The 14,500-nt window shown below is 41.3% G+C and carries 13 protein-coding genes; 1 reads left to right on the forward strand and 12 read right to left on the reverse strand.

Translation table 11 applies throughout. The annotated features are described in order from the left end of the window. Positions 1-30: 30 nt before the first annotated feature. The gene (locus KZC02_RS24520) at positions 31-1,197 is read right to left on the reverse strand and encodes an NAD(P)/FAD-dependent oxidoreductase (protein WP_221391077.1); all 1,167 of its coding nucleotides are present in this window, start codon (positions 1,195-1,197) and stop codon (positions 31-33) included. 80 nt (positions 1,198-1,277) lie between these two features. Between KZC02_RS24520 and KZC02_RS24525 the strand changes: the two genes are divergently transcribed. Continuing rightward, positions 1,278-2,243, forward strand: coding sequence for a helix-turn-helix transcriptional regulator (locus KZC02_RS24525; RefSeq protein ID WP_221391078.1), 966 nt, complete (start codon positions 1,278-1,280; stop codon positions 2,241-2,243). A gap of 221 nt (positions 2,244-2,464) precedes the next feature. On the opposite strand, the gene KZC02_RS24530 is transcribed toward KZC02_RS24525, so the two are convergent. The 11 genes from KZC02_RS24530 to KZC02_RS24580 all read right to left on the reverse strand — a co-directional run bounded on the left by KZC02_RS24530 (position 2,465) and on the right by KZC02_RS24580 (position 14,471). Further along, positions 2,465-3,697 (reverse strand): PQQ-dependent sugar dehydrogenase, encoded by a 1,233-nt coding sequence (locus tag KZC02_RS24530; protein WP_221391079.1) that lies wholly within the window; start codon positions 3,695-3,697, stop codon positions 2,465-2,467. A gap of 213 nt (positions 3,698-3,910) precedes the next feature. Further along, the gene (locus tag KZC02_RS24535) at positions 3,911-4,480 is read right to left on the reverse strand and encodes a DUF1543 domain-containing protein (protein ID WP_221391080.1); all 570 of its coding nucleotides are present in this window, start codon (positions 4,478-4,480) and stop codon (positions 3,911-3,913) included. Between the two features lie 132 nt (positions 4,481-4,612). Then, positions 4,613-4,756 (reverse strand): hypothetical protein, encoded by a 144-nt coding sequence (locus tag KZC02_RS24540; protein WP_221391081.1) that lies wholly within the window; start codon positions 4,754-4,756, stop codon positions 4,613-4,615. Between the two features lie 106 nt (positions 4,757-4,862). Beyond that, positions 4,863-5,375: a peptide-methionine (S)-S-oxide reductase gene (locus tag KZC02_RS24545; protein WP_221391082.1), complete on the reverse strand. Its 513-nt coding sequence runs from the start codon at positions 5,373-5,375 to the stop codon at positions 4,863-4,865. A gap of 183 nt (positions 5,376-5,558) precedes the next feature. After that, positions 5,559-5,993 (reverse strand): PepSY-like domain-containing protein, encoded by a 435-nt coding sequence (locus tag KZC02_RS24550; RefSeq protein ID WP_221391083.1) that lies wholly within the window; start codon positions 5,991-5,993, stop codon positions 5,559-5,561. 336 nt (positions 5,994-6,329) lie between these two features. Then, a complete protein-coding gene (locus KZC02_RS24555) occupies positions 6,330-7,073 on the reverse strand; it encodes an RDD family protein (protein ID WP_221391084.1) in 744 nt (247 codons plus the stop codon). Positions 7,074-7,161: 88 nt separating this feature from the next. Beyond that, positions 7,162-8,295, reverse strand: coding sequence for a VWA domain-containing protein (locus tag KZC02_RS24560; protein ID WP_221391085.1), 1,134 nt, complete (start codon positions 8,293-8,295; stop codon positions 7,162-7,164). A gap of 13 nt (positions 8,296-8,308) precedes the next feature. After that, positions 8,309-10,549, reverse strand: a complete 2,241-nt coding sequence (locus tag KZC02_RS24565) for a DUF5682 family protein (protein WP_221391086.1) — start codon at positions 10,547-10,549, stop codon at positions 8,309-8,311. Between the two features lie 54 nt (positions 10,550-10,603). Beyond that, entirely contained in the window at positions 10,604-11,686 is a 1,083-nt protein-coding gene (locus KZC02_RS24570) for an AAA family ATPase (RefSeq protein ID WP_221391087.1), read from the reverse strand. Positions 11,687-11,697: 11 nt separating this feature from the next. Beyond that, positions 11,698-13,164 carry a DUF5691 domain-containing protein gene (locus KZC02_RS24575; RefSeq protein WP_221391088.1) on the reverse strand — a complete coding sequence of 489 codons (1,467 nt, stop codon included), beginning with the start codon at positions 13,162-13,164 and terminating at the stop codon, positions 11,698-11,700. Further along, complete coding sequence (locus KZC02_RS24580) at positions 13,161-14,471, reverse strand: SWIM zinc finger domain-containing protein (RefSeq protein WP_221391089.1); 1,311 nt, start codon at positions 14,469-14,471, stop codon at positions 13,161-13,163. Before KZC02_RS24580 ends, KZC02_RS24575 begins: the two co-directional genes overlap by 4 nt. Between the last annotated feature and the right edge of the window lie 29 nt (positions 14,472-14,500).

A 14,500-nucleotide genomic window follows, 5' to 3' on the forward strand; every position in this document is an offset into this window, starting at 1 on the left:
TTCAATATAGTGCTGGTATGGATGATTCTGCTAATTGGGTAATTGATTAAACATTTCTAACAATTTTTCAAGCCCGTCAGGAGCGTGCATAAACGCTGTATTGTCCATTGTATCCTTACCTGTTTCCGCAAATCTTGCAAACATCTGTTTTTCATAATGTGCTATTGCGGATTGCACATCAATGAACGCTTCGCTGGTCAAACTTTCGCTTAGTTGCAAAGCGTCGAGCATGGCCATATTGACACCTTCACCCGCATATGGAGGCATGACATGCGCGGCGTCGCCGATAATTGTGATGTTTATATTGGCTTCCCATTTTTGGTCTAATGGCATACAATATTGAGGCCATGGAGTGAATGTCGTGCCTTCAGCCTCAAATAATTCGAGCCAGATACTATCCCAATTGGCGTACTCCGTTTTAAACCATTCCAGAACCTGTTTGCCATTTTTAAAATCAATTCCACTTTCTGCAACCCAGTCGGAATTTGCATTCCAGCCAGTATAAAAATCCAGACTTCCATCACCTTTGGCACTTACTGATATTGTTTTTGAGTCGCCCAATCCCATTATTTTTCCACCTTTTAATAACTCGTGAATTTTTGGAGCGTTCTTTTCAGAATTAGAAATATTGCCTTCCAATACCGTAACGCCTGAATAAAAAGGCTTGATTGGCGTAACGAAAGGGCGAATTTTGGATTTAGCCCCATCTGCTCCGATCACAATATCAGCAATAACAGTTTTGCCGTTTTGAAAAATGATTTTCCAGGTGTTATCAATGCTCTTTAATGAAACGATATGACTGTTCCAAACAACGGTATCGGGCTTTAAAGAATCCAGTAAAATATTTCTTAACGGGCCACGGTCAATTTCGGGCCTGAACCATTCATCTCCAAAATCGCTGGCCGATTCTTCCAGATGTTCATCAAAGAAAATTTTTGCGTTTTCATCCACAACACGCAGCCGGTCGGCATCAGGCCTGTAATTCGCTTTGAATGCATCCATCAAGCCGGCTTCTTCAAGCGCTTTTAATCCCGATTCCAAATGTAAGTCAAGCGTCGCACCCTGCACTCTTACATTTCTGTTTTCGTCTCTTTCATACACTTTTACATCAACACCTTTGGTTTGCAAAAGCCTGGCAAGTGTAAGTCCACCCGGACCCCCACCTATAATTGCTATCTTTTTATTTTGAAGTAACATATTTTCTGTTTTTTATACTTACAAAAGTATATCTACATTTATGGTTAAAATAACCCATATTGATATAAAAACAGTCGTAAATGAAAATATCGGTTACTGATAAACAAGGTTCGGGTATTATGTCGCAGTTTGCCCAAGCCATTGGTTCTACCTTCAACGGGCGTTTTTTATATATTCCGGAAAGTAAGGGTGAGGGATATATCACTGGTTTTACCTGGCTGGACAACAACCTGCGGTTGCTGGTGCGCAACTATTATCTGCACGAGGAAATTTTGATAGAACGGACTAATGAGCTCGCAGAAGGACAGGATGATATTATTTTTATGCTAAGCGGTGTTTTCTCCAATTCTGCACAAAAGGAAAAACAGGTATTGCCAGAACAGGCCAGCGTATTTATTTGCGCACATGCTGTTTCTTCGGTGCTGACGATGCCGTCAAATACTTTTTTTAACAGTATTACGATTGCGGTTTCACGACAATACCTGCGCCAGGCATTTGGCAGCATTTTTCACCCGGTAGTAGTCAGTATTATGGAAGCCAGAGAACACTTTGCTTATGAGACCGGCATTTCACCTGAAATAATCAAAACCGCAAGTGAAATCCTGTATGTACCTGTCCCGGAAAGTATGGAAAGTCATTATTGCAAGCTGAAATGTGAAGAATTGCTTTGCAACATTTTTTCCCTGTTAATGCAACGGGAAGCTGTGCCAACGAGCGGTATACATATCAATGATATTAAAGCTATTTATGCCATCAAGCTGCATTTGCAGTCGCATCTGGATGAACCGCCCAATATTGCAACACAGGCAAAGACAGCTGGAATGAGTGAACCTAAACTGCGGAAACTGTTTAAACAAACGTTCGGGAAAGGTGTTTTTGAATACTACCAGTCGGCAAGGATGCAGGAGGCTGCAAGATTACTGAAGGAAAAGAGATTGGCAGTTTCGGAGGTTGGCTACCAATTAGGGTTTACCAATCTCAGCCATTTTTCAAGAGTTTTTGAGCAATATATGGGTACCAAACCGAAGAAATATTCAACACTATAATGTTATTGTACGGGTCTAACTGATATTTACGAAATTATAATAATCGTGTTTAAATTATAATCCGGTTCGAAAGTATATGATCATTTACGTTTCTCTTTTAAAGATTTAACTTTTTAACCTGGGAACGATTTTAAAAGAAATGTGGCCATTTGTTTGTCTGGACCGCCACCTGAACGATTCAAACTTACAAATGACCACATGGCAGGTTTATAGATTCTTCCTTATTTTTTATAAACCCTGTATAATCTGCCCTGATCGGTAACTGCATAAAGTGCACCGTCTTTACCCTCAGTAACGTCGCGGAAACGTTGGCCTTCGCTTGCAAGAAGTCTTTCTTCGCCTACCACTTTATTGTTTTCAATGATGAGCCTGGCAATGTGCATACTGCTCAATCCGCCAATGAAAAGGTTATTTTTCCATTCAGGAATGCTGTCGCTGCTGTAAAATGTGATCCCGCTCGGAGAAACAACCGGATCCCAGTAATAAACAGGCTGCTCCATTCCATCTTTTACCTGAATAGAATCACCGACTTTCTTGCCGCTGTATTCGATACCATAAGTGATGGTTGGCCAGCCGTAATTTTTTCCAGGTTCGATGCGGTTAAGCTCGTCACCACCTCTCGGGCCAAACTCAACTTCCCATAAATCACCTGTAACCGGATGAAATGCTAGTCCCTGTACATTCCGGTGCCCATAAGAATACAGTTCTGGTTTCGCACCAGCTTTTCCTTCAAACGGATTTCCGGCAACCGGTTTGCCATCTTTCGTTATACGGATCACTTTTCCCAGACTGGAATTCAATTGCTGAGCCTGTGGCCTGGTAACGGTGTCAGAGCGTTCACCTGTACTGATGATGAGGTCGTTATTTTTGTCAAAAAGAATGCGGCCACCGTAATGCAGATTGCTGGCATAAGCGGGTGTAGCCTGGTAAATGACGGTTGCACCTTCGATTTTCTTTTCATCTGCTGATAGTTTTCCCTTGGCTACGGCAGTGAGGTTACCACCGGAAAGCGCCTGGGAAAATACCCAGTATACCATTCTGTTTTTCTCAAAATCCGGATCAACGCGGATACCCAGTAAACCTCCCTGGCCATCAGAATTGACGGTAGGAATTCCGGTAATAGGAGCACTTAATTTTCCGTCGGTAGTTGCAATGCGCATGGTACCTGCTTTTTCAGTAATGATCAGGCGTCCGTCAGGCAGACTGGTAATACCCCATGGATTTTTAAGATCGCTGGTTAAAACTTTGCCTTCGTAAGCAGTAGCAGATTTTACAGCACCGATTCTTGTCTGGCCGGCAAATGCAGGTTTGTAATCTGAGTTTGCTTTTTGTGTTTCAACAGGTGCCGCAGTGCTGTCATTTTGGGAAGCACTCGACGTTTCCGATGGCTTGTCCTGGCAGGATGCAAAAGCAAACGCAGCCCCGGTCAGGATGAGCAAAATACTTTTAGTCATTGTAGTTAAAAGTTAACAGGTTTAAAAAATATCCCAATACACGTAATTTCGACACGTATACTTACTTATATAACTGTAAAGATGGATTTTACGATCAAAAGAATTGAATATAATTCAACAGAATTTATAAACAGGTGGATTTTGCTGCTGATGTTCAGGCATTAATGGACTCTGAATAACGATCAGGTTTTCCTTTTATGAATCTTTGTCATGCTATTTAAGTGAAGATAATTTCAGATACCCCAGGTGGATTTCATCCTGCTTTTCTGTTTCCAGAGGTGTAAGGACAATCCTGTATTTATCTCGTTGGTCAGCCGACAATATATCTTCAATCAGATAAAGATCATCGACATCGATTCCGTATTTGTCGTCGATATGGGATGTTGCGCCGCCAAAATGGTTGTTTTTGAAAAACAAAGTTTGTTTTGCTTCTTTCATTGCATCAGCTCTGTTTGCTTTGACAGTCAGCAAAATATAGTGCTGTTCTTCAAATTTGAATGGCTGGTATCCTCCCAGATTAACGAAAAATAGTTTGTTGTCCTGTATTTCCGCTTGATCTTCTGCTGCCGGTTTTTGCTGTACATTAATATAGTAACCTTCAACCACATTTACTTCACGCCAGGCATCGATGTGTAATTGTCCGGAATCAGGCCAGAAGTCTTTCATTTCCGGGACAAGTTCTGTAAGCGAATTGGCGATCCCAAAGAAAACGTCATGCTGTTCCACATGTCTTCCCTGCGGTTTGCAGCCTAATAAAACCATATAAAGTTTGAGTGATGGCATAAAGTTGTCAGTATATTTTTTTCTGTTTTTAGCCATATTATTAATTATGACTGGAAAAGGCAGTGCTACAATATTAAATTATTTTTCATTCTTTAAATAAGAACTATAATTTAAAGCAGTGGAAAACGGATTTTACAGTCCTTCAAATAAAAACGTTTCCTTCACCAATGGTTTTCTTGGCAATAAATCCGGGTGCATGGCAGCCTGATAAACGAACGAAGCGACAATAATTGCGGCTTGTTTCAGATCTTCAATTTGTAAGTGATTTAAGGCCAACTATATTCTTCTATGTAATTGCAATTAGCAAATGGTATGGATAAGATACATTTTAGTTCGTCAGAAGAGCCAAGTTTCGTATATGCTGATCTTTGTTAAAGGTTTTTTAGCTGCGTGCTAATCCTGCTAACTTGTTTTTATCAACTTCATTGGAAAATTGCTGTGAAAGTAACCGCAGTTTGTGGCTGACGATATTTTCGCAAAATGGCTTGTCCGGATTGCTATAGTAGTAGTTGAGATATGTTTCCTGATTAAGTTTAAAATCTTTGAAAGGGATGATTTGGGTAATGATGGTACTATCGAAATCATTTTGTAAAAGCGTAAGGGCTACTTTGGATAATTCAGTTTGGTGATCATCAAACGTGTAAATAGCAGAGCGGTATTTGGAACGCATGCTGTGTTTTGATGTACTGCTATGTGTATGAAGATGTACGGCGATCAGGGTATTCAGGGTAATCACTTTGGCGTCAAAATGCACAATCACACCTTCAGAAAAGGAATACGCAGCACCGTCGGAAGCAATCCAGCCCTGTTCAACCTGAACCACACCCTTTAACGACTGAAATATAGCTTCTGTACACCAGTGGCAGCTTCCACCAAATCCAACTTTACTGATCATATTTTCCCGGATTCATTCATTGCCTTTGTAAAACGTACAGCCTTTACAAAACGTTGCCTGGCAGAATTCATAAGTTCAAATGCCAAGCTTTTACCACCCTGCGTGCGCCGAGCGCATTATTCTTTAAACATCAAAATTTCGGAATTAGGATTTATCCTCCCCGAATAGGGGAGGACGTGGAGTTTAATTATCTATTCTGAGGAAGGTTCCACTCAGGTTAAAGATTAGTTCCAGGCCATTGGACAACTGTATTTCCTGATCTGTTTTGTCTTTATCCCATTCAACTATAAAATGATCAGCATAATTGTTTTGCACATATCCAAGAACATTTGCCGGAATCATAGAATCGGGCAGCTTTTCTGTTCTGGTTCCTTCTACACTTTTGACATCACCGGATTTATCAAATTCAAGCTTAACCTGATTGTCAAGAATCACGTCATAGGAAGTAGTCAGATCGTCCCGGTCGCGAACCACCTGTGAGATGGAAACGGATGGAAAATGGGCCTCTATAAATTCTCTTGCAGGAGATGGCAGGCTGGTTTCATCAACGACTTTTTCCTTATCGCAGCTGCTAAATACGATCATTGAGAAAATCAGGCAGGTTATTAAAGTTTTCATATTAAAATTAATTAGATGAGTTTTTAAATTGACAACTCAGCCATTAATACCCCCTATTCAGCCATTTTTTTTTAGTATTACTACTTGTTATTGAAAAGCCTGGTATCTGTTTTCTATATAGCCGTTACGTTCGCGGCAAATTAAATGCCCTGCTATATGGTTACAACCATGTAGTCATAAGATAATTATCAAATTGTATATGAAGATACCTGTGTGCCAGTTTAACATTCCCTTCGACGCGGCTTGGTATCGGTGAATTAGGTGAGAAAACGTATCAGCCGAACAAGACAATTTACAATTTGGATTTACCTGAAAAAGTCCATCTCCCGTTTATCACTACTTTTCTATATTTATCAATTTCCATTTTCCATCGGGTTCTTTTTCCAGATAAACACTGATATTCAGATCCTTCTCGATTCCTAAAACTTTTATTTCCAGTTGAGCTTTTCCCTGCCCATTTGAAATATTTATGTTTCCGGTTGGCATCATTCCAAATCCTTTTATTCCACCTGTTTCAGCCTGGATTTCTTTATTACTCTTTATTTCATCAACCGCTACCTTATAAGCGTCTGAGCTTTTCATTGTAAAACCTGCAAATAGAATAGTAAAAGCGAAAAAGGAAATTCCGATTCCGGCCAGTACCAGAATACGTCGAAGCCTGGCTGGTTTGTTTGGGTTTTGAAGAACAATTGTTTTTGCAACCTGGTCACCTAGTCTTTTCTTTTTCTGATTTATTGCCAAAATCAGAAGTTCAACCGGCCAGATTATGGTAAAAAGATTTCTTAATAAAAGTCTGCCAAACGATGGTATTTGGTCCGGCGCCCCTTCTTCGCGAACCATTATTCCCATAATCCATTTTCCGGGGCTGATACCATGAATGCTATCCTTACAAAAATATAGCAGAAAACCAGGCAGCATTACTATAAGCATCGTTAAATTTAGGTTCGACACGCTTTTTTCATCTCCCAGGTCAGGTCCGAGTGTCAAAAAAACTACGGAAACCATTAACATGGAAATAATGAAATGGTCAATAAGAAATGCGGCACCTCTTCTTTTTCTGCTGGACAGGATTGATTTCAATTTAATAAGGAGGATTTTGTTTTCTAAAAGAATGTATATAGTTTTTAAACAATAAAATGTAATCAGCTAAGGCTATAATCATTACAACTCAAACTCCCTTGATCTCATTACGCCCTGCCCAGTCCGCAATATTCTGTTTGCTTAATGCGGCCGCCATCAGATCAGGAAATTTGTCCGGCGTGCAGGCAAATACAGGGATACCGATTTCAGCCAAAAAATCCGCATTGTCGTGGTCGTAAGAAGGCGCACCATCGTCATTAAGCGCAAGTAAGGTAATGACCTGCACGCCGCTGCTGACCAGTTGAAAAGCCTTTTTTCTCATTTCTTCCTGGTTGCCGCCTTCATACAAATCGGTGATGAGAACGAGCACTGTATCCAGTGGTCGGCTGATGATCTGCTGGCAATAACTTAATGCTTTGTGTATGTCTGTGCCGCCGCCGAGCTGTACGCCAAATAATAAATCAACCGGATCGTCCAGGTCTTCCGTAAGGTCAGCGACGGCGGTATCGAAGACAATCATTCTTGTATTAATAGCTGGAATAGAGGCCATTACGGCTCCGAAGATACCTGAATAAATAACCGACGTACCCATAGAACCGCTTTGATCAATGCATAAAACGACGTCTTTCATAGCTTTGCGTTTTCTTCCAAAGCCTATTTTTATTTCAGGGACAATTGTTTTGTATTCAGGCTGATAATGTTTGAGGTTTCTACGGATCGTTTCGTTCCAGTTGATCTCATTGTGCCTCGGCCTGCTGTTTCTGGAAGCCCTGTTCAGCATGCCGGTAATGGCCTGTTGCGTAGGTGCTGCCAATTTTTGCATTAATTGATCTACCACTTTCCTGACGACCTGCCGAGCCGTTGCTTTGGTTTTTTCAGGAATTAGCTTTCCGAGTGTCATCAGATTAGCTATCAGATGAACGTCAGGAACCACCGTTGCCAGCATTTCAGGTTCTGTGAGCATGGCAGTCAGGTTTAGCCTTTTAAGCGCATCCTGCTGTATTACCTTCACGACCGAAGCCGGAAAATATTCCCTTACATCACCCAGCCAGCGCGAAACATTGGGAGAAGAAGGGCCAAGGCCACCTTTCTTGCTGGAGTTGTATAGAGCATCCAGTGTTTTGTCAATCCCGGTTTCCTGTACATTGAAAGAAGAAGTAAGTTCGTCCTGAGTTTCTTTTCCAAGAATCAGCCGCCAGCGTTTTATAGGATCATTTTCCATTATTTCTTTCTTTTTAAAATCCCATTATTTTTTCCAAAACAGGCAACACTGTCCTGGCCCGTTCTTCATCAATTCCACTTAGCACAATCGTATTGACAAACTGGTGTTTGCCCTGTTTTACTCTTTCCGCAATCTTTCGCTTTTCTACATTGTTATATATCGCAAAAGTCCTTCTAAGCAATGGTATCACTTGTAAAAATATTTCTTTATCAAGAGAAGTAACCCATTCATTGACAACATCCCATATATTGTCGTCCAGGATTAGAACTGTGGCAGCATCTTTCAGAAAGCCTTCAAGCCAGTTTGCTGAAAAAGCGGATTCGTTATTGACCGATAATGCTTTTGCAAATTCAACGGCCGTTTCTTCATTGGTCAGGTAATGGGCGTCGTATAATATTTTGCAGCAATTGCCCTGTATTAATGGTGCTGTTTGCGGTGAACCCACAATTTTCCGGATCGTTTCAATCCATGCGTCGCGGAGAATTTGCTCATCAAGTAAAAAAACAGAATGATTTACTTCCTTTATTTTATTCCCAATGATAACGGCCTGTTCTTCATCAATTCCGGTACAGCTGAAAGCAACCCCGGCAACAATTCTGTAAAATATAGAAGTAAGGATTAAATTGACCGTATCCAGATCAGTTTGCCTCACGTTTCCGTACCGGCTCACTTGCACGAGCGGAACAAAAGCATTCATTAACACCGTGGTATCGGAAGTTCCTGCTGCAAGTTCATCCATGCGTTTCATCGCAAGACGAATACCGTTGTGTAATTCGGCAGGTAATGCTTTACTGACAAGGGTCGTTATTTCATCCAGATGTGAACAGTTTTTTGCAGTATTTTCCAGGTATTTATTAGCAGCTATTTCTACGGTATTTCCCCAAGGCGCCTTTTCGAGCAGTTTAATTGTGAGTTCGGGATACCAGCATACTATCCATTCTTCTTTAAAAGTGCCTTTGCTGCTGCTGAATTGAATAACACCCCAATTCACATCCAGCAATAACAACTGATGAAGCAGTATACTTTTTTGCAGATCGTTCTGATCACGCAGATCGAGCTTGATATTTTTGTCCTCATTGCTGATCTTCATGCGGAATTTCTTAATCAGTTGTTCCAGATTTCGCTGGATCGGAACCTGTGGCGTACCTTCGGGAATTTGCCCCAATTGTCTGCCTACAATCAGATCTTTCCTGATCAGTTTCATCAAAATGTCATCGCCCATGCACATGACTGCCTGGGTCGCATCATTCAATTCTTTAAGTCCGGGACGGCTCAATCCACGCAATCCGGATAAAGCATTAGCCAGTTTGACCGATTCTATAATATGTGCAGAGGAAATATCAATCTGGTTTTTTCGAAAAACTCTTGCCGTCCGGGTTAGCCAGAGCGGGCCGTTGTCATCCGGATATTGCCAGTGATGTTGATACCATCCCGGTGATTCCAGTCCGGCTCCATATCCACTTTCAAATGATAAACGGTCGTTTGTCCAGGGAATCCAGCTGGTTTCCACCTTTGTTTTCGGCAGGTTTTTTAACAAAGCTTCATCGTCTTTCTGCTTGGGCATCTGGCTCAAAGCGGGTACGTGCCAAGCTCCGCAAATGACGACAATTTTAGCATACATTTCTTTTTGGGCAGTCCTGATCGCCTTACGCATGAATGCTTCCCTGATGCTCTCCGTATTATCTGTTTTTTTTGGTAAATGATTTCTAAGTGCCGTCATGGACTCGGCGATGGCTTCAAATACTTCTGCCGGATGATGGGTTATTTCAAACTGATGTTCCCACCATTCTTCAGCATCTTCAAAACCAGCAATTTCTGCAAGCCAGGAAATAGGATTTTTACGGATATAACGCTCGTCTTTTTCTGTAATAAAGGTATTTCTGTCTTCCTCATTCTGAAGTGAAGAAGGCCCGGCTATTTCCGGGCTTTCCTGATTTTCTGCCAGTTTGTGAATTAATGGCATATCAATAAATCGGATTGGTATATTCGTTTCAAGGCCATAACGGATAGCATTCCATTCCGGAGAAAAAGAAGTAAAGGGATAAAAAACAGCCTGTTGTGGATTGTCGGGTACATAAGCCAGTAGTGCAACCGGAGGTTTCATGTCCTGATGTGCGATCCATTGCAGCATATTTTCTCCTTCCGGCGGGCCTTCAATAAGTATGATATCCGGCCTGATAGCCGCGAGCGCATCCAGTACATGCCTGGACGAACCGGGACCATGATGCCTGATACCTAATAGATGAAGTGACATTTTCTGGTTTGGGTTTAAAGTTGTAAGCCGTATGTATATGAATAAAAACGGACATTAAACAATTTCTCTGCAAGCCCTGTAAATATCTTTCCAGCCATCTCTTTGTTTCAATACCGTTTCCATGTATTCCTGAAAAACGATCTTATCCTGAACCGGATCTTTAATTACCGCACCAATGAGCCCGCTTGCAATATCGTCTGCTTTCAGGCCTGCATCTCCAAAGTGATATGCAAGTGACAAACCGCTGTTCATCACTGAAATAGCTTCGGCTGTGCTTAGCGTACCGGAAGGGGATTTCAACCTGGTTTTTCCGTCGGTTGACACGCCATTTCTCAATTCCCTGAAAATGGTGACAATCCTTTTTATCTCTTCCAGGATCGGCTTTTCTATTGGCAGTTCAATGCTTTTGCTGAAACTTGTCACACGCTGCCTTACAATTTCCACTTCTTCATCCATGCTTTCAGGCACTGGAAGAATGACAGTATTAAATCTTCTTTTCAAAGCACTCGACAAATCATTTACGCCTTTGTCCCTGTTGTTAGCCGTGGCAATAATATTGAATCCGCGAACCGCCTGAACCTGGTTATTCAGTTCCGGAATAGAAAGCATTTTTTCTGAAAGTATGGAGATTAAAGTATCCTGCACATCCGAACCAATCCGGGTAAGTTCTTCAATGCGCACAATTTTGCCTTCCTTCATTCCCCGCATGACAGGCGTTTCTACAATGGCAGCCGGTACGGGACCTTCGGAAAGTAATTTGGCATAATTCCAGCCGTAACGTACAGATTCTTCGCTAGTGCCTGCCGTTCCCTGTACAACCAGATTAGAATCGCCGGAAATTGCTGCTGTAATATGCTCGGACACCCACGACTTGGCCGTTCCGGGAAGTCCGTATAACAACAAAGCGCGATCCGTAGTTAAAGTGGCAACGGCAATTTCCATGAGCCTTCGGTTGCCGATATATTTGGGTGTTATTTCAAAACCATTATTCAACTTGCCACCCATGAGATAAGTGACCACGGAATGCGGAGACAACAGCCAGTTTTCGGGCCGGGTATTTTTATCCAGTTTTTTAAGTTCTTCTAATTCCTCTGCAAACTGCTGTTCAGCTGAAAGCCGTAAGATGGGTTGTGACATTTGGCTGGTTTTTAGGTATGAATAAGTGTTTTTGTTTCGATGATACTGATCATTTCTGAAACCTGGGATCTGAAATACCGCGACTGGTAATCCTGTTCTGTTCCTTTTAAAAGTGCCTGCAATTTGTTCAGAAATCCTTGTGGAAGATGTAATGCAAGTAATTGGTAAACAGGTTGTGTAATATTGTATGGATTTCGCGAAAGATGTGTCAGCAACTTTTCTGCAATTGCTGGCATAATGGGCGTGTCCATGTTATTCAGCATAACATTTAATACCGGTTGTATGTCATGATCAAGAAATTGTTCGTAAAAACCCTGTCTTTCGTCTTCACTAAGTACATTTAGTAAACCAATATCCCGTATACTTTTTGTTTGCAGTAATGCAATTGCCCAATTTTTGTTTTTAAATGAAACTGCTGCTTTTCCAATAAATGGTATCAGTGTTTTAACCTCTTTATGTGCCAGAAGCGCGCTAAGCAAATCTTGCTCTGATATTTGAAATTTCTCTTCCAGTATTATTGGATCCATATTGGCCAAAAGCTGCCCAATGACATAAACCTGGTCATTTACACCTTTTTCCGAACTCAACCGGGAAATACCGGTTTTGAAAATTTCTCCGTCCGCAATGATGGTTTCATCAATATAAAGTACCTTCTTTTTATAAATCAGTAAATGCCTTTCTTCTTTGAAATGGATCGCCTTTGACAGAAAATCCAGATACATTTTATTGATCGCCGAACCCGGAATCATGCGCAGGAAACCCATGGCAGCATCTTTCACTTTCTGACTTTTATCCCTGGCCAATCCCTGCAAAAACGGTTCATCCTGAATGGACAAGCTGATGGTTAGAACTTCAAGAAAAGACAGCCTGTTCACTGCATTTTCTTCACTAATTGTTTCCTGTAAAAGCAGGAGCGCTTCAGCCGGATTGTTCTCACGAAGTATGGTCAAAAAAGATTTCCTGCTTTCATGATTTCCGGTATTCCAGATGTCCCCCTCCACACTTTCATCCAAAAGAATAGCCCATTCGGGGTTCAGCTGGCACAGCCATTTTCCAAGTTTACCGCAGCTGTCCACCAAAGGCCGTGCTGTTTTCTTGTGTTCCAAAGCTTTATTCAACACAATTGGAACCAGTTCCGGCGACAGTACTTGCTTTTTGCAATTACAGATAAAAATCAAATATTGAAATAAAACTTCCTGTTTGTTTATCAACACCGATTCCATAATTGATGCGACGGAATTGCTGATAAGGACGGCAGTTTCTTCAGGACAAACAGGCAGATTTAGATCAGCTTTTTCAGGTAATCTGCCACATTCTTCATACAATAAAGCTATTGCCGCCAGTTTCAGAAAGCGGTCTTCTTTTCCTGAATTATGACTTTCCAGCTTTTCCTGAACCTCTTTTAAAGGTGCAATTGATCCCGGCATGTATTTGTCGGTGCCCAGCAAACCAGCTTTTAATATTTCATTGGCTATCATTTGACAAAGCAGGTTTTATCTTTTGACCAGATCGTGAACAACTCAAATTTTTCATTTTCATAAATACCAAAAACCGAACAAACTTTTCCCTTCGAAAAGGCCAGCATCTTCCAGCAAGCGTCTGTGTAATTGGATAAGCTGACCGCATCATTATTCTTGTCTTTTATCCACCAATTTTGCCGGTCATAAACAAGCGAGACATTGTTTATTATAAAAGGAATTTGTTCTGTAAATGGATTGGCCGACAATGTATTAGTTACTATTTCAAAAACCGAAAGTATCTGATCTGTGGTTTCTATTTGAAATGCAGTTTCAAGAACCGGTTCGCGATTTTTTATCAGCGCGCGCATAGGATTTAACCCGGGGAAATACGCAAGATCAGCATTTAACTGAGTTCCTTTCATAAGCAAATGTTCCGGCATTTGGCTCCCTGCGTAGAAATTAAGAATTAAAGCATACCGTTTCTTTTCATTGCCGTACAGCCATATCCTTTCAACCCGGAGGTTGTCTTCTTCATTAATGGTAATAGAAAGTATAGTCCATTTATCACGAATCGACTCGCTTTGCAGTACATCCTCTTTACTTGTTGTCCAGCCAATCAAAGTTTGCAGTTCTTGTACCAAAGCCGGTGGTAAATTTTCCTTACGCTGAAATGCCTCAGTTATCAGGTAGATTTTAGATAATCTTTTGATCAGTGCTTTTTGCCATCCGTCTTTATAGAAATCAATCTTATTGATCTGTCTCAATTGATTTGCCAGACCGCCAGCCTGGGCATCAATCATCCGGGCTGTAATATTCTGGTTAAACTGATAAATGTTTTGGGGAACAGTCATAATACCGCTTCTTACTACATCGCTGATCCAGGATCTTAATTCTTGAATCCCTGCATCTACCTTCTTATATCGTGCCTCTTCTCTTTTCTTTTTGGCCGGTTCATCTACCGATTTTGGCTCTTTCTGTTCTTTTACAATTTCCTTAACTTCCCGTTTATCGAGCCATAAGGACACTTCTGCTGGTAAATTTTCTTCATAAGAAAAGACATCCGGTTGTTGGGTATATAGGAGCAAAAGCCCTAATCCATGCTTGCAGGGGAGTTTTCGGCTTGGGCAGGAACATTTAAAAGCGATGTTACTCAGGTCGACGATTGTTTTATATGGCGTTTTGCCGCTGCCCTGGCAATCTCCCCAGAGAGCTTTCGTATTAACACTTTTTACCACCCATTTGGCATTACTAGCTAATTGCAGTCCTGCTTTCGCTGAGGCATCATCAGGAGCCAGTTCAAGCACCCGGGCTTTTGTATACGGCATGCGTTATTTGAATGATGAAGTGATATAGA

It is taken from the genome of Dyadobacter sp. NIV53 (assembly GCF_019711195.1).
Taxonomy (GTDB): Bacteria; Bacteroidota; Bacteroidia; order Cytophagales; family Spirosomataceae; genus Dyadobacter.

Coding starts and splice junctions, on each gene's coding strand:
- KZC02_RS24520 (WP_221391077.1), bottom strand. CDS start 1,197: ATGTTACTTCAAAATAAAAAGATAGCAATTATAGGTGGGGGTCCGGGT.
- KZC02_RS24525 (WP_221391078.1), top strand. CDS start 1,278: ATGAAAATATCGGTTACTGATAAACAAGGTTCGGGTATTATGTCGCAG.
- KZC02_RS24530 (WP_221391079.1), bottom strand. CDS start 3,697: ATGACTAAAAGTATTTTGCTCATCCTGACCGGGGCTGCGTTTGCTTTT.
- KZC02_RS24535 (WP_221391080.1), bottom strand. CDS start 4,480: ATGCCATCACTCAAACTTTATATGGTTTTATTAGGCTGCAAACCGCAG.
- KZC02_RS24545 (WP_221391082.1), bottom strand. CDS start 5,375: ATGATCAGTAAAGTTGGATTTGGTGGAAGCTGCCACTGGTGTACAGAA.
- KZC02_RS24550 (WP_221391083.1), bottom strand. CDS start 5,993: ATGAAAACTTTAATAACCTGCCTGATTTTCTCAATGATCGTATTTAGC.
- KZC02_RS24560 (WP_221391085.1), bottom strand. CDS start 8,295: ATGGAAAATGATCCTATAAAACGCTGGCGGCTGATTCTTGGAAAAGAA.
- KZC02_RS24565 (WP_221391086.1), bottom strand. CDS start 10,549: ATGTCACTTCATCTATTAGGTATCAGGCATCATGGTCCCGGTTCGTCC.
- KZC02_RS24570 (WP_221391087.1), bottom strand. CDS start 11,686: ATGTCACAACCCATCTTACGGCTTTCAGCTGAACAGCAGTTTGCAGAG.
- KZC02_RS24575 (WP_221391088.1), bottom strand. CDS start 13,164: ATGATAGCCAATGAAATATTAAAAGCTGGTTTGCTGGGCACCGACAAA.
- KZC02_RS24580 (WP_221391089.1), bottom strand. CDS start 14,471: ATGCCGTATACAAAAGCCCGGGTGCTTGAACTGGCTCCTGATGATGCC.